Source organism: Seohaeicola saemankumensis (genome assembly GCF_042678485.1).
In the GTDB taxonomy this organism is placed as follows: domain Bacteria; phylum Pseudomonadota; class Alphaproteobacteria; order Rhodobacterales; family Rhodobacteraceae; genus Seohaeicola; species Seohaeicola saemankumensis.
Map to the genome: position 1 here is coordinate 105,173 of NZ_JBHTKR010000003.1, position 21,248 is coordinate 126,420.

Annotated in this window: 21 protein-coding genes; 3 read left to right on the forward strand and 18 right to left on the reverse strand. The window is 63.5% G+C overall.

Annotated features, from left to right (window positions below; genetic code table 11):
• Positions 1-8: 8 nt before the first annotated feature.
• The 17 genes from ACFQ3C_RS07290 to ACFQ3C_RS07370 form a co-directional block, all read right to left on the reverse strand.
• A complete protein-coding gene (locus tag ACFQ3C_RS07290; RefSeq protein ID WP_380789983.1) occupies positions 9-1,124 on the reverse strand; it encodes an NADH:flavin oxidoreductase/NADH oxidase in 1,116 nt (371 codons plus the stop codon).
• Positions 1,125-1,236: 112 nt separating this feature from the next.
• Complete coding sequence (locus tag ACFQ3C_RS07295) at positions 1,237-2,025, reverse strand: enoyl-CoA hydratase/isomerase family protein (protein WP_380789985.1); 789 nt, start codon at positions 2,023-2,025, stop codon at positions 1,237-1,239.
• Positions 2,022-3,095, reverse strand: a complete 1,074-nt coding sequence (locus tag ACFQ3C_RS07300; protein ID WP_380789987.1) for a phosphotransferase — start codon at positions 3,093-3,095, stop codon at positions 2,022-2,024. The genes ACFQ3C_RS07295 and ACFQ3C_RS07300 overlap by 4 nt, the downstream gene beginning before the upstream one ends.
• Positions 3,092-4,282, reverse strand: coding sequence for an acyl-CoA dehydrogenase family protein (locus ACFQ3C_RS07305; RefSeq protein WP_380789989.1), 1,191 nt, complete (start codon positions 4,280-4,282; stop codon positions 3,092-3,094). The genes ACFQ3C_RS07300 and ACFQ3C_RS07305 overlap by 4 nt, the downstream gene beginning before the upstream one ends.
• A gap of 99 nt (positions 4,283-4,381) precedes the next feature.
• Positions 4,382-5,974: a class I adenylate-forming enzyme family protein gene (locus ACFQ3C_RS07310; protein ID WP_380789991.1), complete on the reverse strand. Its 1,593-nt coding sequence runs from the start codon at positions 5,972-5,974 to the stop codon at positions 4,382-4,384.
• Entirely contained in the window at positions 5,974-6,735 is a 762-nt protein-coding gene (locus ACFQ3C_RS07315; protein WP_380789993.1) for a FadR/GntR family transcriptional regulator, read from the reverse strand. The genes ACFQ3C_RS07310 and ACFQ3C_RS07315 overlap by 1 nt, the downstream gene beginning before the upstream one ends.
• Before the next feature lie 89 nt (positions 6,736-6,824).
• Positions 6,825-7,505, reverse strand: a complete 681-nt coding sequence (locus ACFQ3C_RS07320) for an ABC transporter ATP-binding protein (RefSeq protein ID WP_380789995.1) — start codon at positions 7,503-7,505, stop codon at positions 6,825-6,827.
• Positions 7,502-8,254 (reverse strand): ABC transporter ATP-binding protein, encoded by a 753-nt coding sequence (locus ACFQ3C_RS07325; RefSeq protein WP_380789998.1) that lies wholly within the window; start codon positions 8,252-8,254, stop codon positions 7,502-7,504. Before ACFQ3C_RS07325 ends, ACFQ3C_RS07320 begins: the two co-directional genes overlap by 4 nt.
• Entirely contained in the window at positions 8,251-9,192 is a 942-nt protein-coding gene (locus tag ACFQ3C_RS07330) for a branched-chain amino acid ABC transporter permease (protein WP_380790003.1), read from the reverse strand. The genes ACFQ3C_RS07325 and ACFQ3C_RS07330 overlap by 4 nt, the downstream gene beginning before the upstream one ends.
• A complete protein-coding gene (locus ACFQ3C_RS07335; RefSeq protein WP_380790006.1) occupies positions 9,192-10,094 on the reverse strand; it encodes a branched-chain amino acid ABC transporter permease in 903 nt (300 codons plus the stop codon). The genes ACFQ3C_RS07330 and ACFQ3C_RS07335 overlap by 1 nt, the downstream gene beginning before the upstream one ends.
• Before the next feature lie 77 nt (positions 10,095-10,171).
• The gene (locus tag ACFQ3C_RS07340) at positions 10,172-11,494 is read right to left on the reverse strand and encodes an ABC transporter substrate-binding protein (RefSeq protein ID WP_380790009.1); all 1,323 of its coding nucleotides are present in this window, start codon (positions 11,492-11,494) and stop codon (positions 10,172-10,174) included.
• Between the two features lie 460 nt (positions 11,495-11,954).
• Complete coding sequence (locus ACFQ3C_RS07345) at positions 11,955-12,482, reverse strand: NADPH-dependent FMN reductase (protein WP_380790011.1); 528 nt, start codon at positions 12,480-12,482, stop codon at positions 11,955-11,957.
• Positions 12,483-12,528: 46 nt separating this feature from the next.
• The gene (locus tag ACFQ3C_RS07350) at positions 12,529-13,842 is read right to left on the reverse strand and encodes a TRAP transporter large permease (protein ID WP_380790013.1); all 1,314 of its coding nucleotides are present in this window, start codon (positions 13,840-13,842) and stop codon (positions 12,529-12,531) included.
• On the reverse strand, positions 13,839-14,378 hold the full coding sequence (locus ACFQ3C_RS07355) for a TRAP transporter small permease subunit (protein WP_380790015.1): 540 nt from the start codon (positions 14,376-14,378) through the stop codon (positions 13,839-13,841). Before ACFQ3C_RS07355 ends, ACFQ3C_RS07350 begins: the two co-directional genes overlap by 4 nt.
• 10 nt (positions 14,379-14,388) lie before the next feature.
• Entirely contained in the window at positions 14,389-15,456 is a 1,068-nt protein-coding gene (locus ACFQ3C_RS07360) for a C4-dicarboxylate TRAP transporter substrate-binding protein (RefSeq protein WP_380790017.1), read from the reverse strand.
• A gap of 56 nt (positions 15,457-15,512) precedes the next feature.
• Positions 15,513-16,658 (reverse strand): CaiB/BaiF CoA transferase family protein, encoded by a 1,146-nt coding sequence (locus tag ACFQ3C_RS07365; RefSeq protein WP_380790020.1) that lies wholly within the window; start codon positions 16,656-16,658, stop codon positions 15,513-15,515.
• A gap of 4 nt (positions 16,659-16,662) precedes the next feature.
• On the reverse strand, positions 16,663-17,463 hold the full coding sequence (locus ACFQ3C_RS07370; protein ID WP_380790022.1) for a citryl-CoA lyase: 801 nt from the start codon (positions 17,461-17,463) through the stop codon (positions 16,663-16,665).
• Positions 17,464-17,599: 136 nt separating this feature from the next.
• Between ACFQ3C_RS07370 and ACFQ3C_RS07375 the strand changes: the two genes are divergently transcribed.
• From ACFQ3C_RS07375 to ACFQ3C_RS07385, 3 genes are read left to right on the forward strand one after another with little or no spacing between them, the layout of a single operon-like run.
• Complete coding sequence (locus tag ACFQ3C_RS07375) at positions 17,600-18,463, forward strand: dioxygenase family protein (protein ID WP_380790024.1); 864 nt, start codon at positions 17,600-17,602, stop codon at positions 18,461-18,463.
• A 6-nt stretch (positions 18,464-18,469) separates the two neighbouring features.
• Positions 18,470-19,288 (forward strand): IclR family transcriptional regulator domain-containing protein, encoded by an 819-nt coding sequence (locus ACFQ3C_RS07380; RefSeq protein ID WP_380790026.1) that lies wholly within the window; start codon positions 18,470-18,472, stop codon positions 19,286-19,288.
• 55 nt (positions 19,289-19,343) lie between these two features.
• Positions 19,344-20,369, forward strand: a complete 1,026-nt coding sequence (locus ACFQ3C_RS07385) for a uroporphyrinogen decarboxylase family protein (protein ID WP_380790028.1) — start codon at positions 19,344-19,346, stop codon at positions 20,367-20,369.
• An 87-nt stretch (positions 20,370-20,456) separates the two neighbouring features.
• On the opposite strand, the gene ACFQ3C_RS07390 is transcribed toward ACFQ3C_RS07385, so the two are convergent.
• Positions 20,457-21,143 carry a YciI family protein gene (locus ACFQ3C_RS07390; RefSeq protein WP_449329184.1) on the reverse strand — a complete coding sequence of 229 codons (687 nt, stop codon included), beginning with the start codon at positions 21,141-21,143 and terminating at the stop codon, positions 20,457-20,459.
• Positions 21,144-21,248: the final 105 nt, after the last annotated feature.

The following is a 21,248-nucleotide window of genomic DNA, read 5'->3' on the forward strand; positions in this document are numbered from 1 at the left end:
GCCCCCGGTCATCTTTGTCCGATCTTCACGTTCTTGAACAGCGACGCGTATTCCCGCGGCTGCGAGCGCCAGTATTGCCGCGGTGCGCTGACCTGTGCGCCCAGGGCCGCCGCCGCGTGCCAGGGCCAGCGCGGATCGTAAAGCATGGATCGCGCCAGCGCGACGGCATCGGCATCGCCGTCCTGCAGGATCTTTTCGGCCTGGTGGGGTTCGGTGATCAACCCCACCGCAATGGTGGGCAGACCGATCTCGGCCTTGATCCTGGCCGCGAATGGCACCTGGTAACCGGGGCCGATCGGGATCTGCTGCTTGGGTGACACTCCGCCCGTGGTCACATGGATGGCCGCACAACCGCGCCCTTTCAGGGCCGCGCACAGCGCAAGCGTGCTGTCCAGATCCCATCCGCCAGGCACCCAGTCGGTTGCCGAGACGCGTATCCACAGCGGGATATCCGCGGGGATCGCGACCTTGACCGCATCGAACACTTCAAGCGGAAAGCGCATCCGGTTTTCAAGCGTGCCCCCATAGGCATCCTGACGCTGGTTCGACAGGGGCGACAGGAACTGATGCAACAGGTAGCCATGGGCCATGTGCAGCTCGATCCCCCGAAAACCGGCGCGCACGGCGCGGCGCGCGGCCATTGCGAAATCATCCCTGACGCGGATCAGCCCGGCCGCATCCAGCGGTTCCGGAACGTCTTCGCCCTCGGCATGCGGCAGGGCTGATGGAGCCTCGGCCTTCCAGCCGCCCGGCGCGTCCGGCAGGATCTGCGCGCCCCCGTCCCATGGCGCGAGGCTGGACCCCTTGCGCCCGGCATGGGACAGCTGAATGGCGACCGGCATGTCCGACTGCTGGCCCAGCGCCTGAATGACACGGGTCAGCGCGGCCTCGTTCTGATCCGAATAGATCCCCAGGTCCACGGGTGAAATCCGTGCCCGTGGCGATACGGCCGTGGCCTCGATGATCAGCATCCCTGCCCCGGACAGGGCCATGCCGCCAAGATGGATCAGATGCCAATCCTGCGCGTTGCCATCAACGGCGGAATACTGGCACATCGGCGCGACGATGATGCGGTTCTCAAGCGCAAGCGCGCCAAGGTGCAGGGGTTCGAAAAGCAGGCTCATCGGTTGTTTCCTTTTGTCCAGCCCGTCATGGGCCTTGGCTGTCCATCGCGCCGGTTCCGGCTTTTTGCCGAACGGGCCCGTAGACGGTTTCAGTTGTGCCCCATGCCCCGGTTCAGGTCCGGGTGCGGAAATCGGCAGGGCGGCGCTCCAGAAAGGCCCGGACACCTTCGCGCCCCTCGGCGCTTTCGCCTGCCCGCGCAATCGAGGACAATTCCCGGTCCATCTGGCTGGCAAAGCCAGAGGCAAAGCTTTCATGCAGCAACCGGCGCGCAGCCCCCATCGAGGCCACCGCGCCAGAGGCCAGCCGCGCGGCCAGTTCGGCCCCTTCACGCTCCAGCTCCGTGTCGGCCACGACGCGGCTGATCAACCCGATCGCCGCCGCCTCGGTCGTGTCGACGCGGCGGTTCGTCAGGATGATGTCCTGCGCCTGCCGCATGCCGACAAGGCGCGGCAAAAGCCATGTCATGCCGCCATCCGGTGTCAGGCCGATGCCCAGATAACCGGCCGTGAAATGCGCCGCAGGATCCGCCAGCACCATATCGCCACTGATTGCCATGCTCAGCCCGGCGCCGGCCGCCGGACCGTTCACAAGGCAGATCATCGGCTTGTTCATCGCGGCAAGGATGGTCATCGCCTGATGGAGGGTTCCGGCCAGCCTGCTCAGGAAGGCGGCGATCCCCGCGCTGTTGCCGGCGAAATCAGCGATATCGCCGCCCACGCAGAACATCTTGCCCGCGCCGGTCAGAACGACACAGCGCACATCGGGATCATTGGCGCAGCGCAAGGCCGTGTCCAGCAGCGCATCCGCCATCGGCTGGTTGATCGCATTGCCCCGGTCAGGACGGTTCAGCACGATGCGCGCGACGCCATCGCTCAGTTCCAGCAAGACGGGGTCAGTCATAGACACTCCTTCGCGGCTTGCACCGCCAGTTCGACCAGTTTCGGAAATTGCTTCACGCGGTCCATGGAATGGGCCGACGCGGCCGACCCCCGGATCACGCGGCCCTTGATGCCATGGAAGATCGCCGCCATCCGAAAGAAATTGAAGGCGATGTAGGCAGGGTAGTCGGGAATCCCGGCACGCCCGGTCAGGGCGCAGTATTGCGCGACATGATCTGCTTCACCGGGAATGTTCAGAGGGGTCGGATCAATCCCCCCCAATCCGGCCACGATATCGGGCGGCATGCGGTACATCATCGCGTGATAGGTGAAATCGCACAGAGGATTGCCCAGCGTCGAAAGCTCCCAATCCAGAACCGCGATCACGCGGGGTGCGGTCGGATGGAAAATCAGGTTGTCACAGCGGAAATCACCATGCACCACGCTGGTCTCGTCACTGTCGGGCACGGCTTGCGGCAGCCATTCGATCAGCCAGTCCATGCCCGGATCGCGCCCGGCCTCGGCATCGGCAAGATAGGATTTGGTCCAGCGGCTGATCTGACGCGCGGCATAGTTGCCGCCGGGTCCGAAATCACCAAGCCCGATCGCGGCGGGATCAGCCATGTGCAGCTGCGCCAGCGTTTCATTCATGGCCTGGAAATACCGCGGGCGGTCGGGTGCTGACACCTCGGGAAAGGTCGCATTCCAGAAGATGCGCCCCTCGACCATGTCCATGACATAGAACCAGCTGCCGATAATGCTGTCGTCGGTGCAAAGCCCCCGGACCTGCGCGACAGGAAACCCCGCCGCGCCAAGCGCGCCTAACACGCGGGCCTCGCGATCGACGGCGTGGGCCCCCTTGGCCAACTGCCCCGGCGGCTTTCGCCGCAACACATAGGTCTTGCCCGGCGTGATCAGCTGATAGGTCGGGTTCGATTGCCCCCCCTTGAACTGTCGCACCGACATCGGCCCGCGAAACCCCGCCACATGCGCCGCCATCCACCGTGACAGCGCCGCGGTGTCAAAGCCGAAACCGTCGCGCACGGGCGTGGTGCCCGTGTTGGCCGCGGCGCTGGTGGCGCTGGCCGTCATGCGGGTTGTGCGGCCTTCCAGTCCCGCTTGATCTTCTTGGCCAGGCTCCATTTATGCACCTCGGTCGGGCCGTCATAGATGCGGAAGGCGCGGATTTCGCGGAACACCTGTTCGACGATGGTATCGGCCGTGACGCCCTGCCCGCCCATGCATTGCACACAGCGATCCGCGACACGCATCAGGGCCTCGGACACCGCGACCTTGGCCATGGAGCTTTCCGCGCCCCCCTGCGCGCCGCTGTCCAGCACATCGGCACACCAGTAGATCATCAGTTCGGCCTGCTTCAGATCCATCAGGTTCTCGGCCAGCATGAAGCCGACGCCCTCGTGGTCGATCAGGGGCTTGCCAAAGGCCATGCGGCGATTGGCGTAGTTGGTCGCGATTTCATGGGCGCGCACGCAAGCGCCCAGCCAGCGCATGCAATGGCTCAGCCGGGCGGGGGCCAGGCGGACCTGCGCGTATTTGAACCCCTCGCCGGATGCGCCCAGCATCTGGTCGGCCGGAACGCGCAGGTTGTCGATCGTGATCACCGCATGCCCGCCGGGCATCGAGTTGTCGATGGTATCCAGCACCCGTTCGATCCGGATCGCGGGATGGGGCAAATCGACCAGGAACATGCAGGCCCCGTCGTCTGACTTGGCCATGATGATCCCCATCCCGGCCCCATCGGCCCCGGTGATATAGGTCTTGCGACCGTTCACGACCCAATGGTTGCCGTCCATCTTGCAGGTGGTCAGCATCATCGACGGGTCAGAGCCCGCGCCGCCATCCTCGGCCGGTTCCGTCATGAAAAAGGCGGTCCGCATGCTGCCATCCACCATGCGCGTCAGGAACCGTTCCTTCAGCTCCGGCGAGGCGACCTTGCCCAGAAGAAACATGTTGCCCTCGTCAGGGGCGCAGGTGTGGCAGGCCAGCGGGCCCAATGGCGACAGGCCCGACCGGATCAGCACGGCGGCAGTTTCGCGCTGTGTCAGGTGGCCGCCATCCTCCAGGATATGCGGTGTCATGACACCTGCGGCCCGCGCCAGCGCCTTGAGTTCGTTCGCCAGATCCTCGGAGGGGCCATGCGCGCCCTGGCGTGGATCGCGCTCATAGGGTGCGACTGTCTCGCGCACGAAGGCTTCGACCTTGTCGGCGATTTCAAGGGCGCGGGCCGAAATCCCCTCGCGTTGCAGCATCTTGTTCATGGCGGTCAGTCCTGCTTCTGGCCCCGGGTCATCAGACGCCGCTTCGGGCCGTTGGTTGGTGGACATGCGGCGCGACAGGGCGCGGCATCGTCCGGGCGATCACGTATCCAAAAACCCCAGATCCTGCTTGATCTGGCGTTTGAGTATCTTTCCATTGGCATTGCGCGGCAGCGGGGTCTCACGCAGGGTATAGCTTTCGGGGCACTGATAATCGGCAAGCTGCGAGGCGCATTGCGCCGCGACCGCGTCCTCGGTCACTTCGCCGGGCCTGATGCACAGGACCGCGTGGACACGCTCGCCCAGGATCGGGCAGGGTTTGGCGACCACGGCGGCCTCGATCACGCCGGGACAGGCGGTAATCACGCTTTCCACCTGCGCGGTAAAGACCTTGTGGCCACCACGGTTGACCATGTCCTTCTTGCGGTCATGGACATGCACATAACCGTCGGCATCCACCGCCCCGATATCACCCGACTTCCAGAAACCGGCTGAAAATTCGCGCGCATCCGCTTCGGGATTGCGCCAGTAGCCGGGAACGACCATCGCCCCCCTGATCCACAGCTCTCCGGGTTGGCCGACAGGCACTTCGCGTCCGGCATCGTCCATGACGCAGATTTCCGCCCCCGGCACGGGCTGTCCCACCGACAGGCGTCTTGCCGCGGTCTGATCCGCGGGCATGACCGTGGCCGGAGATGTTGTTTCCGTCGCGCCATAGGCGTTCATCAACCCCAGACCCGGCAGCGCCTTGGCCAGCCGTTCGATGGTGGCTGCCGGCATCGGTGCGCCGCCATAGCCGCCGACACGCCAGGCCGACAGGTCGAACGCGGCCAGATCGGCCTGATGCAGACACAGGTTATACATCGCAGGCACCATGAGCGAGCAGGTCATGCCCTCGCGCGCGGCGCATTCAAGGAATTTCACCGCCTTGAACTCGCGCATGACAACGATGCTTCCGCCGGCACGGACAAGGGTGTGTATCCCCGCCACCAGCCCCGTCACATGGTTCATCGGGACGACCACGATGGTCTTGTCATCCGGCCCCAGGTCCATCGTGGTCACGAAATTCGTGGCCGAATGGACGATGCCAAGCCCCGTCAACATCGCCCCCTTGGGTACGCCCGTTGTTCCCGAGGTATAAAGGATGGTCGCAACCGCATCCTCCGGGACATCGGCGGCTGTGACCAATGGCTTGTTGTCGCGCAGCCGGTCGTAATCGACATATCCGGGCACCTGCCCCAGGCTGATGCGCGCCCGAAGATGCGGGGTCATGTCGGGCGGCGGCACAAGGTCTGCAAACGCGCTCTCGACGATCAGGGCAACCGCCTCTGAATTCAGCAGCGCGTGGCGGATCCCCGGCATCTGGTCTCGAATGCTCAGCGGTACGGTCACCGCGCCGATACGGGCAGCGGCATAGGTCAGCACCAGGAAGGGAATGCCATTGCCCAGCAGCATGGCGACCCTGTCGCCCTGTGCGACGCCCATGGTGGCCAATCCGGCAGCCACACGGGCGACCTCGTTGTCGAAATCCGCATAGGACCAGCGGGTCCCCTCGCAGATCACCGCGTCCTTGTGCGGGTGGCGCGCCACCGCCTCGGCCAGCAGACCATGCACATTGCCGGGGCGCCGGACATGACAGGCAAAGACCCGATCGCCGTAGTGAAGCTCTTTTCGCATATGCAGCTGATGCGACATCAGGCTTGCCCCAACTCGACCAGACGGCTGGCCACGCCCGCGATCGGCTCATCCAGGGGCAGGCCCGCGTGGATATAGCCGCGCCTGAAGTCGTCGATATGGCGCGCCATCCAGGTGCGCGCCGTTTCGGGATCTTTGGCGCGTATCGCCTCGATCACATGGTGATGGGCCACAACCTGCCGTGACATGGCTTGCGGAAGTTTGGGGATCAGCACGCCGATCCCGCGATAGAGCAGAAAGCCGATCGGTTCGCGAGCCAGTTGCAGCACGCGGTTCTTGCTTGCGGCCGCCACGCGCGAATGGAATTTGGTATCGATCTCGATCGTGACCTGGCCCTGCCCCTGCGCCGCCATGAGGTCTTTCTGGATCTCGTCCAGCGCCGCGATATCCGCAGCATCGGCATGGCGCGCGGCCAGTTCGGCCGCCAGCGGTTCGGTCGCGATGGCGACATTCCACAATTCGTCGAATGTCACCTCGAGCATGCTCAGCGCGCGGGTCTGCCGCGAGGACAGCTCGGCCATGCGGGGGATGCTGACCACCATCTTGCGGGGCGAGATCCGGCGCACGAAGCCTTCGCTTTCAAGCCGCCGGATGCCTTCGCGCACGGTCGAGCGATTGACATGGAACATGCTGGCCATTTCCGCCTCGCCCGGAAGCCTGTCACCAGGCTTCAGCGCCCCGCTGAGGATCTGGGTTTCGATTTCGGTCGAAACCTGTTCATAGGCATGCTGGACACGAAGTGGTTTGGGCTTGAGCGGCATGGAGGTTTCATCTCTTGGGAAACAGGATCACGGTGAAAGAGCCGGGACAGATCCGGCAGGACAGTTCGGACACAAGGCGGGTGCAATGGTCATGTCTTCTCCAGCAGGGAACGATCCATCACGTTGACCGCGACGATCTCGCCCCGTTCGATGACGCTTTCACGCTGCAGCAATTCGCGTGAATGGCTCAGCTCGGATTGCGCGATCAGCACCGACAGCCCTTCGGACTTGAGCGAGGTGATGACCTCGGAAATCCGCATCGCCAGCGCGGGCGCCACACCCTCGAAAGGTTCATCCAGCAGCAGCAGCCTGCGGCCGGCGATCAGGGCCCGTCCCAGCGCGACCATCTTCTGCTGTCCGCCCGACAGCAGCAGCGACTTGCGCGGCGCCATCTTGGACAGTTCCGGCATCAGGTCATAGACGAATTCCAGACCTTTCTGACCGTCGATCGCATCATTGACCCAGGCGGGCAGCAACATGTTTTCCTCGACCGTCAGATCGGGGACCAGGCGGCGGTCTTCGGGCATGTAGCCAAAGCCAAGCCGCGCCCGTTCACGGGGCGGCATGGCCGATATGTCCTCGCCGTTCCAGAACACCTTGCCGGAGGCCATGTTCGCCAGTCCGGTTATGGTGCGCATGACCGTGGTCTTGCCCGCGCCGTTGCGACCGATCAGGCCCATCCGTTCGCCGGTGCCAACCTCAAGACTGACCCCGCGCAGGATCGGCGCGGCCTGGATGCTGACCTGGACGTTCTCAAGCTTCAGTGTCATGCCGGTGCCCCCGTCACATATCGCTGCACTTCGGGATCGGACAGCACCTCGTCGGGGGCGTCATCCGCAATGATCCGACCGTCATAGAAGGCCAGCACACGTTCGGAATAGCGCGTCACGATATCCATGTCATGTTCGACGAAGATGACGGTCACCCCGGCCGATCGCAAGGCGTCCATCACCAGGTCCATGATCGGAAACTTCTCATCCGCCGCGACGCCCGATGTCGGTTCGTCCAGCATCATGATCTGCGTGTCGCCGGCCATGGCCATGGCGATATCCAGCAGTTTCTTGACCCCGCCGGACAGTTCGGGAACCAGACGGTGCCGATGCTCGGCGATGTTGAAACGCTCCAGCGTGGCCATGGCGCGATCGCGCGCTTCGGGCTGATGGGCCCGACGCAGGAACGATGCCCCGGTCTTGGCGTGGATTGCATCGGCCACCAGCATGTTTTCCTCGACCGTCAGTTCGTTGCACAGCTGCGCGATCTGGAAAGACCGGTGAATGCCCATGCGCGTGATCTGGCGCGGCGCCAGACCGACGATGTTTCGGTCGCCGAACCGGATCGTGCCGGAATCCGGCTTGATATACCCCGTCACCATGTTCACGAAAGTCGTCTTGCCCGCCCCATTAGATCCGATCAGCGAATAGACCGCCCCTTCGGGCACGGTGACCGATATGTCCCTGGCGGCCGTCACGGCGCCGAAGGATTTCTGCACGTCGCGGACGTCGAGAACGCTCTTGCTCATGTGGCATCTCCCTTGCGGCGGCGGCTGACAAGCGAACCAAGCCCGTTGGGCAGAAGGACGATCACGACCAGCAGGAAAATGCCCAGTGCAAGCTGCCAGGTGTTCGGGAAATACAGGTTCGAGAAGGACCGCACCATTTCAAGGATGATCGCCGCGACAAAGACGGCCGGAACCGACCTGTAGCCTGCAAGGATCGCCACGAAGACGAACTCGCCCGATGTGGTCCAGAACGCGAATTCCGGGTCCACATGGCCCAGGGCCAGGGCTGCGATGGTGCCGCCGACACCACCCAGAACCGCACCGAAGACATAGTTGTATCCCATGATGTTGCGGACCGATGCCCCGAGGTATTCCACCCGCAGTTCATTGTCGCGCGTGGCCAGGGTCAGCAATCCGCGTTCACTGTCGAAATACAGCCGCATCAGCGCGCCCGCGATGACGACGATCGCCACGACATAGATGTAAAGCGCCGTCTGCAACGGGCGGCCTTCGGGCGCCCATCCCATGAATGTGGGCGCCGCGATGTTCAGACCATCGGTGCCGCCCAGAAAGCTCATCTTGGAAAGCGACCCGTAGAGCACCATCGACAGGGCCAGCGACAGCATGGCGAAAAAGATGCCGCGATAGCTGGACAGAAGCGGGCCAAAGGCCATCCCCACCAGCAGGCAGACCGCCGCACTCAGCAGGGTCAGCACGAAGATGTCGGACACGCCGAAGGAATTGGCCACAAGCGTCGCGGTATAGGCCCCAAGGCAATAGTATAGACCTTGCCCGAAAGACACGACACCACCGCGCATCATACCGACGATGCCCAAGCAGACAAGACCCTTGGCCAGCGCCATGGCGAACAGGAACATGGCCCAGTCCGGCAGTATCAGCGATCCCGTCGCCAGCACGGCAAAGGCGGCGATGGCCGAAAGAACAAGATTGATCGGCATCAGATTTTCCTCGCCTGGGTTTTTGCAAACAGCCCCTCGGGCCGGAACATCAGGACGATCGCCATCACGAAATAGATGATGAACAGTTCGGCCTCGGGCAGCATGTGAACCGAAGCCGCGCGGCTGATCCCCACCATCAGCGCCCCGATGGCCGCCCCCGGAACCGATCCAAGCCCTCCGATGATCACGACCGCGAAGGCCACGATGATCACATTCACGCCAAGTCCCGGCGTGACCGAGATCATCGGCGCGGTCAGCGCCCCCCCAAGCGCGGCCAGGAAGGCACCGGCCATGAAGGCACCCAGATAGATCCGCTGGACGTTGACGCCCATGGTCTGGCTCATCTCGGGGTCATGGATGACTGCCAGGACCACCTTGCCGATACGCGTGTGATTCAGCGTCAGCCATACGACCAGCCCCACGATGATCGCGGCCGCAATCACGGCGAAATCGTAGCCTACGTAGAACAGCGGTCCGATCTCGACATCGCCCAGAAGGGTATAGGGTTCGTAGACGAAATAGGGGTTCACCCCCCAGATCAGCTTCATCACATCCTCGAGGATCAGGAACACCGCATAGGTCACCAGCACGTTCAGCACCTCGTCGCGACCATAGAAGAACCGCAGCAGGCCCCGCTCCAGCAGCGGGCCCAGCACCAGCGCGACCAGAAGTGCCGCCAGGATCAGGGCCGCATAGCTGCCATAGGGAAATGCGGCGCCACCGGCCGCGAAATAGGCGCCCACAAGCGAGGCCGAGGCATAGGCGCCAATCGCGTAAAGACTGCCATGCGCGATGTTGAGAATATTGAGAACGCCGAAGACAAGCGTCAGGCCGACCGAAACGATAAACAGCCAGCCGGCGTAAATAAGTCCATCGACAAGGATGGTTGCCACAAGATCCATGGGTCCGGGGTCCCTGCGCTTTTCAGGAAAAAGGGACCCGCCGCAGCGCTGCGGCGGGCCTGTTCAGATCGCCGGTGTCAGTCGCACTGCGCGCCGGGGAAGCCCTGCGCCAGCCAGTCCTGCGATTTCATACCCTCGGGCGGGTTCACGCAGCGGGCGTCGTAATATTCGACATCGACCAGTTCCATCTTGCCAGCCGCGGCATTCCACTTGGTGGTGCCGATCGCATTGGGCTGGATTGCCTGGTGCCCGTTCGCAAGCGCCATCTCGATGCGCCCCGAGGGGGCATCCCAGGACAGGCCCTTCATCGCCGCGGCCAGTTCTTCGCTGGACGGTTTCTTGCCGCCGTTATCGGCCATCGCCTTTTCGACCGCCGTCTTCAGGCCGAACAGGGCTTGCCACATCCGGAAGGGGGCCTGAACCGGGAAGGTTCCGAACTCTGCCTCATAGGCGTTCCACATCGTGTCGGTCAGCTCCTTCAGCTCGCCACCGCGGGCATAGGCCGCCAGGCCGTTGACGCCACGCGCGCCCAGGAAAATACCGTCGGGCATCTTGTCCTGAAGCTGCGGGATCACGTGATCGCCCGCCGCCAGCGCAAGTTGCGACCGCTCATGCAGACCGCGCGCCGTGGCCTGGATCAGGAAACCCTGCAAATCGCCACCCCAGTTCGAGGAATGGACCAGCGCAGGCTTTTCGCGCAGCAGCGCCGAGATCTCGGTGCCGTATTGACCCGCGCCGAACTTGGGGAACAGGGCCGTCTTGACCTCGGCATCGGGGTAAAGCTGCTTCATCGCCCCGGTGAAATCCGCCCAGCTGTCCTGCCCCCAGGCATAGTCCTGGTTCAGGCCGGCAAAGCTGGGTACATCGAAGTTCCGCGATTTCAGGTAGCGGGCCAGGCTGACGTTATCCATCGTGGCATGGGCCGCAGTGCGGAACACGTATTCATAGGTGCCATCCTCGAACACACGCGGGGTGCCGCAGTCATAAAGGATGGTGAAGGCTTTCAGCTCGTCCGCAACCGGCGGCACGGCCAGGCAGTCGCCGGACGATACGTATCCGACAACCGCGTCCACTTCTTCGCGCTGCACCAGATTGCGGAATTCCTGCACCTGCTTGGTGGCGCCGCCGGCCTCGTCCACGACGACGACTTCGATCTTCATTCCGCCAAAGCCCATGGTGTCATAGGGCGCGGGCAGCTTGCCGCCTTCGTTCAGCATCTCCACCAGCAGCTTGCCACCGTTCCAGGCCGGCACGCCAAAGCTTTCCGCGGCCTGGCCCGACAGGAAGGTGATCACCCCGATCTTGAAGGTGTCATCTGCCGCGGTCGCGGGCCCGGCAAGGCCCGCCGCCAGTGTCACTGCGGCCAATGTGCCGCCTATCTTGGATTTCATCATCTTCATGGTCTCCTCCCTGAGTCATGTCAGGACAGGCCGGCCGCGGGATGTTGTCTGCGGCAGCAAGGCTCCTCCGTAGGCGGCTTTCGCCGCATACCCTTGCCGCCATCGCCCCCAGCGCGACGCTTTAGTGTCCTATTGTTGGACACTGTGACTCAATTCACGCTACGTCAACAAGAATTGGCAGGGGTGGAATAATTCTGACGCACCGCGGGACGCAGCGCGATCGGGACAGCGAACTGCCCCGCGCGTTGCCCCCGCGGCGCAAGCCTCCGGTGAACCGGGCTTGCCGAACCTCTGATGTCGATGCCGCCCGAAAAGCATCAATGCCGGGCGGCAAGATGCCCGCCCGGCTTGAAACGGCCACGGGGCAGACCTGTGCCCCCGGAACACGGGTCTGACCGCATCGACCCGGTTTGATCTGCCCGTGACCACGCGTGTCCGGGCTGCGGCGGCTCAGGTATTGTCAGGTCAGCCTGGCCAGGAAACCGGCCAGTTGTTCTTCGGCAAAGGCAAGGGTGGGCTCGTCCTTCAGCACACCATCCTCGACCTTGGTATTGGCCATGGTGACGGCGATTTCCTTGCAGGGCCAGACATCGGCCAGCATCCCGTTCAGGATGTATTTCAGGTGCCCCTGCGCCCGCACACCGCCCGTCGCGCCACCCGACACGCTGACCACGGCGCAGGGCTTGCCTGCAAAGACCGACGCGAAGGCCGGGCGCGAGGCCCAGTCGATGGCGTTCTTCAACACACCGGGCACCGAGTAATTGTATTCCGGCGTCACGAAGACCACGCCATCCGCGGCGTCAACCTGCGCGACGAAGGCCGCGACGGCCGCGTTGTCGGTCACATCCGCGTTGTAATGCGGCAGGGCGCCGACATCGGCGGTGTCACACTGCGCCCGTGCGCCGATCATGGCGATCAGGGCGCGGACGGTCGCGCGCGAGGCGGATGCACCGCGCAGCGAACCGGGGACGAACAGCAATTTGGGCATTGGCATTCCTTTTCTACGGGGGTTATGTGCGGGCTGCTCTGCCGGATTATATCCGGGCCAGCCAGGTCGCGATTGGTGGGAATACGATCAGAATGGCCAGCGCCGCGATCATCGCCAGAACGAAGGGGACGGCACCTGCGAAGATCTCTCCCACGCGCAGCGAATCGTCGTTCATGGCAGACTTGATCGTATAGACCGACAGCCCGAAAGGCGGCGTCAGAAGCCCGATCTCGACCGCGATGACGGTCATGACGCCGAACCAGATCATGTCAAAGCCCGCCGCCTGAGCGATAGGCAGCGCAATCGGCAGGACGATCAGCATGATCGAGATGGAATCGATCAGGCACCCCAGCGCGATGATCAGCGCCAGGTACAGGATCAGGAAACCGTAAGGCCCGATGCCGCCCGACAGGAAGACCTGCGCCAAGCTCTGCGGCACGCCCGACAGCGCCAGCATCCGGCTGAAGAATGTGGCCGCAAGTATCAGGAAAAGAACCGATACCGTGATCTGCCCGGTTTCGACCAGAAGCGCCCAGAAGGTGCGCCGATCCAGCGACCGGCGCAGAAGCGCTATGACCAATGCGCCGAATGCACCTGCGGCCCCGGCCTCGGTCGGGTTCAGGAACCCGCCATAGAGCCCCCCCAGGACCAGGGCCATCAGTGACAGGATGGGCACGGCCTTGGTGGCGATCTCGGCCAGGCCGATGGGGGCGTCTTCGGGCGCGCTGTCCGTGCTTTCGAAGACAAACCGGGGCCTGGTCAGCGCCAGGATCAGGATGGTCACACAGAACAGCGCCGACAGCAGCAGGCCAGGCCCAACCCCTGCCAGAAACATCCGGCCAACGGATTGTTCGGCCAGAACGGCATAGACGATCATCAGCAGCGACGGCGGGATCAGCATGCCAAGTACGGACGAACCCGCGACAACGCCTGTGGCAAAGCGGTTGGTATAGCCGTGACGGCGCATTTCGGGCACGGCGATCCGGCTGAAGACAGTGGCCGACGCAATCGAGATCCCGGTGATCGAGGCGAAGACCGCGTTGGCAAAGACAGTGGCCATACCAAGGCCCGCCACGACGCGCCTGAGCAGGCGCTGGAAAACGTCGAACGTGTCGCGTCCGACGCCCGAGACAGTCACCAGAAGCCCCATCAGCACGAATAGAGGCACGACTGCGAAAAGGTATTCCTCCAGACTGTCATTGGCGACCTGTGCCATCATGCGGACCGCGACAGTCTCGTTGCGGATGAAGGCCACGCCTGCGAAACTGACCGCAAGCATTGCAATGCCGATGGGCTGGCCGATCATGATCAGCAGGATCAAGCCGCCCAGCGCGTAACTTCCGATTTCTACGGGACTCATGTTCTGGCCTTGATGACAGAGCGCAGCGCGCCAAGGGTCGCGATCACGAATTCGATCGCGGCAATTGCAAAACCGGCCAGGATCAGCGCCCGGAACGGCCAGGTCGGCAGGGTGCCCATACCGTTGATACCGATGAATTCAGCCGCATTCACATCCTTTTCCAGAACGCGGATCGTGGCCCAGGCGATGGTGCCCAGCACGCCGGCGCCAATCGCGTTGAAGGCGGCGTGCAACGCTGCGGCCGCGCGCGGCGATCGGTTTTCGACGGCATTGAGGAAAAACTCGGCCCGGGCAAGTCGGCCCGCGCGCACGGTCGCGGCCAGCTGAAGCGCCACCAGCGTCACGACAAGAAGGGCGCCGCCCTCGGAGACAAGCGGCAGGGACGCACCCATCAGGTTCCGCGCCACGATGTCGGCGCAGATGATCAGCATCAACACCCCGATCAACAGCGTTCCAATCGCGGCGAAAGCCTCGACAACGAGGTGCCAGCCGCGGATCACGCGGCTGGTTTCGTGGCGGTTGTCAGCCAGGCTCATGGCTGGGGGATCACTCGTCCCATGCGCGGACGGGCTCTTCGCCGCGGGCACGCAGACCGGCCAGGTATTGTGCCAGGAATTCCGAGGCGGGGATGCCACGGGCATCCAGCGGTTCGGCCCATTCCTTGGCAACGTTGGGCAGCTTGTTGGCCCATTTGGCCAGCTCGCCTTCAGGCATCGGCACGATCTGCACCGGCACCGACTGGCCCGCGCCCAGTTCGACCATCTTGTTCAGCGCGAATTCGTGGCGCGTCACAAGGTCTTCGCCGTGACTGACGGTATAATACTTGCCGGCAACGATCATCGCGTCCTGCACCTCTTGCGGCAGAGCGTCCCAGCTGTCGCGGTTGATCGCGACGGCCCCCGAGAACGACCCGCCCGCGTCGAAGCGGTTGATGATCGGCGCCACCTCGTAAAGCTTGATCGGCAGCGCGCCCAGCGCCAGGGTCAGAACCCCGTCGGACACGCCGGTCTGCACGTCGGTGTAATAGGTGGTCAGTGCCCCGTCGACGGCGTTGGCATCAGTGCCGCGCAGCCAGTTGCCCAGCACGCCGGGGGCCGAGATCTTCATGCCCGCGATGTCGTCGATGCCGGTCAGGGGCGTCTTTGTGTAGATGTCGTAGAGATCGGTCGCGGTGAAGCCCAGAACCTTGAGGTTATGCTGTTCCCACTCGTTGCGGAAAGCTTCGTTGGTCTCGTAAAGCTCTTCCATCACGGCAAGGATCGCGGGCGGGTTGTCGCTGGAGAAAGGCGCGTTCGACGATGCCTGGCTCAGCGGCAGCTTGGCCTGCTCCAGAAACGAGAAGACCCAGCCGATATCGGTGATGCCTTCCTCGACCGAACTCAGCGTTGCGTTGGCCTTGTAAAGCTGGCCACCGAAGGCTTCGTTCCACTCGATCTTGTAGTTGCCGGTGCTGGCCAGGATCTCATCCGTCCGGGCCATGAAATGCGTCTGGATCATGCCGACCCAAGGCACAACCGTCGGGTGGCTGGCAGCCACGGTCAGGTTGATCGTTTCCTGGGCCTGCACGGGCAGCGCCAAGGCTCCCGCAAAGACCATGCCATACATGAACTTCATTACTTTCCTCCCCTATAGGGGCCGGATACTGCATCTGGCCCTGTCATAACCCGCGTTCAGCTGGCTTTCCTCCGCGCCAGCTCGGTCCGGATTTCGTCGCCATGCTCGTCCAGGACGGGCGGTGGCACGACGTCCAGCTCGGGCTGGCCGTCGAAATTATAAGGTGCGCGCACGGTGGTGAAAGTCCCCAACTCGCGAGATGGCGCCGTAATTTTCAGATGCAGGTGCTGCGCCTGCGGATCTTCAAGCGCCTCGTCACTGTCATAGGCGGGGCTGTGCGGCACTTCGTTTTCCAGCAGCAAGGCGCACCAGTCATCGCGCGTCTTCTGCCGGAAGATCGGTGTGAAATGCGCGATCATCTCGTCCTGGTGGCGGATGCGTTCCATACGTTCGGCAAAGCGCGGGTCTTCGGCCAGCTGCTCTTGCCCGGTTGCGGCCAGAAAGCCTTGCCAGAATTTTGTGGGCGAGGACATGTGGATCGCCACCCATTTTCCGTCGGCGCATTCGAAGGTGTAGGATTGCGAAACGACAGGGCGCGACAATGGGCCCATCACTTCGCCCACGCTGTAATAGTGAGTGAAGCTGTCCAGGTTGAAGTGGCTCATCGCCTCCAGCATCGAGATGTCGAGGCGGCGGCCCTTGCCGGTCTTCGACCGCTCCAAAAGCGCGGCCAGAATGCCCATCGCGGCGTATTGGCCGGTCACCGCATCGGCGATCGCGGGGCCGATCACGCGGGGATCGGCCGGTGGGGTCAGCAGGCGCAGATAGCCCGCCGCCGCCTGCGCCACAGTGTCGAAAGCGGGCCTGTCGCGGGACGGGCCCGAGGTGCCGAAACCCGAGATCGCGCAATAGATCAGGTCGGGGCGCACGCGGCGCAGATCGTCTTCGCCCGCGCCCAGTTTCTCGGCCACGCCCGGACGGAAGTTCTGGATGAAGACATCAGCCGTCGCGATCAGATCAAGCAGAACGGCGTGGTCCGCAGGGTCGGCGGTATCCAGTGCGATGGACCGCTTGTTGCGGTTGTAGGTCTGGTAATGCGGGCTGTAGAGGCCGCCCTTGAAGGCACGGAACGGATCGCCCGTGCCGGGGCGTTCCACCTTGATCACATCGGCGCCCAGGTCGGCCAGGTGCATGCCGGCGGCAGGGCCGGTGATATAGGTGCCCAGTTCGACCACGCGGATGTCTTTGAGGATGCGTACCATGGGATCACTCCGCCGCGTGTTTCCGGGGGGGCTTGCCGTCATAGCTGATAGCAAGATCCGCCTTGTGGGACATGATGAAACCGATCGAGCGCAGCGATTCCTCGTAGAGATGCGCCGACAGGCCGGCGGTGCGCGCCAGAAGCGGCACGGCCTTCAGCGCCTCCAGCGGCCAGCCCGCGTCCAGCATGCAGGCCGGGATCGCGCCCGAAACGTTGATCGGCAGGGGCCGCTCGATGATGGTGCCTGCGTGCTTGTCGAGCGTGCGCAGGGCGTTGATATAGGTCCCGCTGACGCCAAGCTGGTCTGCAATCGCCAGCAGGCGATCGGCGCGCGGGTCACCGCCCGAATGCTGCGGATGCCCCATGCCCGCGACCTTCATGCGCTTGGCCTTGTGCTGGCGCAGACTGTCGATCACGACGCTTTCGATATCGCCGCCCTCGGCTGCCGCAACAAGTTCGGCCAGATAGCGACCTGCGGCTTCGGAACTGCCCGCCACCACATTGCCCATGCCCAGAAGGCCCGCCGCCATCGCGCCCTGCCAGGCGTCGGGGCCCGCGGCAAGGGTCATGCGCGCGGCCTGAACGGATGGCACAAGCCCGTGTTCCGCAATCGCCACAAGGCAGGCATCCAGCATCCCGCGCTGCGCCTCGGTCGGCTTTTCGCCGATCACCAGCAGCCAGAAGTAATCGCTGAAGCCGATCTTGCCGATCAGGTCATCGCACAGATCGTGGCCGCGCACCGTGATCGATTCTGCGTCCGAGGTCGCGATGGCCGTGAAAGCCTGATCCTGTTTTCCGATACGCATGGCGGGTCCCACAGCTTTCGTACAGTTTTCGTATGGCGAAAATATTTTCTCTTGCCGAACATAATGGCGCACTCTACCGTTACGTCAAGTCGCAATTTGAGAGGTCTGTCACAGTGCGGATCGCGGGGAGGAAATGATGCGCAACATCAACCAGTTCACCATAACTCAGGCGGTAAAGGACACGTTCAGGACCGAAGAAGGCAGCCGGTTCGAGCAGTTGCTGCATGGCCTGATCGACCACCTGCATGATTTCACGCGGGAAAATCAGCTGACGCATGAGGAATGGATGCGGGTGCTGATGTTCCTTTACGACTGTGGCAAGATCTCGACCCCCGAGCGGCACGAGTTCATCCTGCTGTCGGACGTGCTGGGATTCTCGGCGCTGGTCGACATGATCAACTCGAAAGGGGGCGCGACCGAAGGATCGAACCTTGGGCCCTTCTATCTGGACGATGCCCCGCGCAAGGCGTTGGGCGATGATCTGTCAGATGGGCGTGACGGGGTGACGGTGCTGGTGCGTGGCAAGGTCACCGACAACCTGCACAAGCCGCTTGCAGGCGCGATCGTGGACACGTGGCAGGCCGATGCGGCTGGCACCTACCCGATCCAGGAACAGGCGCAAGGCCAGGACAAGATGGACCTGCGCGGCGTGTTCGAAACCGATGATCAGGGCCGTTACTGGTACACGACCGTGCTGCCAAAACCCTATACCGTGCCCTATGATGGTCCCGTGGGCGAGTTGCTGCGCGCAGGCGATCGCCACGCCTGGCGGCCCGCGCATCTGCATTACATCGTGCGTGCACCGGGCATGGCATCCATCACGACCGAGGTCTTCTTCGAGAACATGGAATATCTCGACAATGACGCGGTGTTCGGTGTCCGCAAGTCGCTGATCGCCAAGCTTCGCCCCGTCAAGAAGGGCGAGGATCTGGGCGTCGTCACGACCATGACGCCAGAAGCGGTGGTCGATTTCGACTTCGTGCTGGCACCGGCCGGCTGACCGGTCGTGGGCCGCGCTGATTACGGATCGTCACGTGCCAGGCCGCCCGAGTTCGTCGAGGCGCTGGCCAAGGGGCTTGGCATCCTCGAGGCTTTCGACGCCGATCACCCGGCCATGACACTGTCCGAAATCGCGCGGCGCGTCGGCCTGTCGCCTGCGGCGGCGCGCCGGTCGCTGATCACGCTTGAATGGCTGGGATATGTCGGCAAGGCCGACAAGCACTTCTTCCTGCGCCCCAAGGTCATGACACTGGGATCGTCCTTCCATTTCTCGGCCCGCTTCGACGAGGTGCTGCAGCCGGATTTGCGGGTACTGGTCGATCGCTTCGGCGACGCGGCCTCGGTCGGCACGCTGGACGGGGATGACGTGATCTATGTCGCCCATGTCTCGGTGCAGCGAGCGCGCCGCGCGGCGGCGGTGTCGGGTGCGCGCTACCCGGCCCATTGCACCGCCATCGGCCGTGTCCTGCTGGCGGCGCTGAGCGAAGACAAGCTGCGCGCCTGGCTGGCGACCGCCGATCTGCGCCGGATGACCGAAAAGACCGTGACCGACCGGCAAGAGCTTGCCCGCATTCTGGAGCAGGTCCGCGCCGATGGCTGGGCCGCAACGGTCGATCAGCTGGACTACGGCATCACGGCGCTGGCGGTGCCGATCCGCGACACGCAAGGGCGTACCATCGCGGCACTGAACAGCTCGGGTTATACCGGCATGGTGACGCCTGACGACCTGCTGCGTGACCGCCTGCCCGCACTGCATGAGGCCGCATCGCATATCGCCCATGAAATTCGCCGCTTTCCGGTACTGCAATCGGTACTGGGCGGCTGAGCGGCCCGCCCCATTCATACCGGGCCTTCCACCCGACCAAATCATGAGGACCACAATGCTGTTTCCCACCTCTCTCGTCGGATCTTACTGCCAGCCGGACTGGCTGATCGATCGTGAAAAGCTGAAAGGCCAGTTTCCGCCGCGCACCCGTGCCAAGGAATTGTGGCGCATCCCCGAAGACCTGCTGCAACAGGCCCAGGATGACGCGACCCTGATCGCCATCCGTGACCAGGAACGCGCGGGGCTGGACATCCTCACCGATGGGGAAATCCGCCGCGAAAGCTATTCCAACCGCTTCGCAACGGCGCTGGAGGGCCTTGACCTCGACAACTACGGCGAGGTGATGACACGGTCCGGCAAACCCGTGCCGGTGCCGCGAATCTCTGGTCCGATCCGGCGCGTCCGCCCGATCGAAGTGGAAGATCTCAAGTTCCTGCGCGCCAATACGGACCGGAAGATCAAGATCACCCTGCCCGGCCCCTTCACCATGTCGCAGCAGGCCCTGAACGAATATTACCCCAGCACCGCTGATGCCGCGATGGATTATGCACGTGCTGTCCGCGAAGAGATGGCTGATCTCTTCGCCGCGGGCGCCGATGTGGTGCAGCTGGACGAACCCTGGATGCAGGCCAAACCCGAGCTGGCCGAAGAATACGGCCTTGCGGCGTTGAACGCCGCCCTGGAAGGCGCTGCGGGCACGACAGCCGTGCACATCTGTTTCGGCTATGCCGCCCTGACGCAAAGCCGGCCCGACGGTTATTCCTTTTTGCCCCAGATGAAGGATTGCCTCTGCGACCAGATCTCGATCGAGACGGCGCAGGCAAACCTCGATACTTCGGTGCTGGAAGAGGTGCGCGGCAAGACCATCATCCTGGGCGTGCTGAACCTGGCCGACATGCAGGTCGAGACACCCGAGATCATCGCCCATCGCATCCGCCGCGCGCTGCCGCATGTGGATGCCGACAAGGTGGTTGTGGCGCCGGACTGCGGGCTGAAATATCTGCCGCGTGACGTGGCCTTCGGCAAGATGAAGGCGATGGCGGATGGTGCTGCCATCATGCGGGCCGAAATCGGGGGCTAGGCTCAGGGCCGTGATGCCGGACCGATGCGGGCCGGTTTGTGCCCCCCGATGCGCCAGACCTGTTGCGCCGAAATCGGGCCGAAGTCGTCAGGCCCGATTATCCATGCGCTTGTTGAAGGGACGGATCGAGACCGTCTCCCAGATACCTGCGGCATGGAAAGGGTCGTTGCGGTGGAATGCCTCGACCTGCGCAAGGCTGTCAGCGTCGACCAGGAACATCGACCCGATCATGGTTTCCTCATCATCCGCCAGCAGCGGGCCCGAGATCACGATCTTGACCGACGGATTGCTCAGATAGGCCTTATGCGCCGCGTAATGCGCAAGCCGCCTATCGAGAGCTCCCGCATGATCGAGGCAATGGATCACGTAATGCATGGTTTGTTCACTCCGATCAGTCTTTGACAGGCCATGTCGCATGGGTCCTTTTTCGCCCGGCTCAAAGCCGCCCTTACCAGAGGCGCGGCGCCGGGTGTCATCGCGCGCGTCAAGCCCAGGGACGCCCGTGTTTCGAAGGGTCGAGACGGCATTTGAATGGCCCCTGGTTTCCCGGTCACAAGCCTGCTTCAGTTTGTGCTCTGTAGCATCGAAGTCAACGGGCGACAGCATGGGGTCTCCCTGCGCTGTCGTCTCGGATGAGGGACAGGCCGGCGCTTTCCAACGGCTTCGATCATTGGTTTGGGCGTTCAGAAGAAGCTTGATTTCTCGCTCCCCCCGCGCGTGCAGGGGATCATCGACGTTTCGCAATGAAAGCGGAAACCGAATGTACATCATCACCGCCAGGCGAATGACCTCGGGGCTCGTCTAGAAGTAAAGGAATGGGGAGTATTTTTGTCATTCCGGGAAGCTACGGAACCGCCCAGCCCACCTCAAGCTGGTTTG

Bases quoted from the DNA above. Each gene is read 5' to 3' on its own strand.
- ACFQ3C_RS07330 (WP_380790003.1), bottom strand. From the start codon at position 9,192: ATGCCGATCAATCTTGTTCTTTCGGCCATCGCCGCCTTTGCCGTGCTG.
- ACFQ3C_RS07370 (WP_380790022.1), bottom strand. From the start codon at position 17,463: ATGCGTATCGGAAAACAGGATCAGGCTTTCACGGCCATCGCGACCTCG.
- ACFQ3C_RS07300 (WP_380789987.1), bottom strand. From the start codon at position 3,095: ATGACGGCCAGCGCCACCAGCGCCGCGGCCAACACGGGCACCACGCCC.
- ACFQ3C_RS07325 (WP_380789998.1), bottom strand. From the start codon at position 8,254: ATGAGCAAGAGCGTTCTCGACGTCCGCGACGTGCAGAAATCCTTCGGC.
- ACFQ3C_RS07320 (WP_380789995.1), bottom strand. From the start codon at position 7,505: ATGACACTGAAGCTTGAGAACGTCCAGGTCAGCATCCAGGCCGCGCCG.
- ACFQ3C_RS07375 (WP_380790024.1), top strand. From the start codon at position 17,600: ATGCGCAACATCAACCAGTTCACCATAACTCAGGCGGTAAAGGACACG.
- ACFQ3C_RS07360 (WP_380790017.1), bottom strand. From the start codon at position 15,456: ATGAAGTTCATGTATGGCATGGTCTTTGCGGGAGCCTTGGCGCTGCCC.
- ACFQ3C_RS07305 (WP_380789989.1), bottom strand. From the start codon at position 4,282: ATGAACAAGATGCTGCAACGCGAGGGGATTTCGGCCCGCGCCCTTGAA.
- ACFQ3C_RS07295 (WP_380789985.1), bottom strand. From the start codon at position 2,025: ATGACTGACCCCGTCTTGCTGGAACTGAGCGATGGCGTCGCGCGCATC.
- ACFQ3C_RS07385 (WP_380790028.1), top strand. From the start codon at position 19,344: ATGCTGTTTCCCACCTCTCTCGTCGGATCTTACTGCCAGCCGGACTGG.
- ACFQ3C_RS07345 (WP_380790011.1), bottom strand. From the start codon at position 12,482: ATGCCCAAATTGCTGTTCGTCCCCGGTTCGCTGCGCGGTGCATCCGCC.
- ACFQ3C_RS07310 (WP_380789991.1), bottom strand. From the start codon at position 5,974: ATGTCGCATCAGCTGCATATGCGAAAAGAGCTTCACTACGGCGATCGG.
- ACFQ3C_RS07365 (WP_380790020.1), bottom strand. From the start codon at position 16,658: ATGGTACGCATCCTCAAAGACATCCGCGTGGTCGAACTGGGCACCTAT.
- ACFQ3C_RS07290 (WP_380789983.1), bottom strand. From the start codon at position 1,124: ATGAGCCTGCTTTTCGAACCCCTGCACCTTGGCGCGCTTGCGCTTGAG.
- ACFQ3C_RS07315 (WP_380789993.1), bottom strand. From the start codon at position 6,735: ATGCCGCTCAAGCCCAAACCACTTCGTGTCCAGCATGCCTATGAACAG.
- ACFQ3C_RS07350 (WP_380790013.1), bottom strand. From the start codon at position 13,842: ATGAGTCCCGTAGAAATCGGAAGTTACGCGCTGGGCGGCTTGATCCTG.
- ACFQ3C_RS07355 (WP_380790015.1), bottom strand. From the start codon at position 14,378: ATGAGCCTGGCTGACAACCGCCACGAAACCAGCCGCGTGATCCGCGGC.
- ACFQ3C_RS07335 (WP_380790006.1), bottom strand. From the start codon at position 10,094: ATGGATCTTGTGGCAACCATCCTTGTCGATGGACTTATTTACGCCGGC.
- ACFQ3C_RS07340 (WP_380790009.1), bottom strand. From the start codon at position 11,494: ATGAAGATGATGAAATCCAAGATAGGCGGCACATTGGCCGCAGTGACA.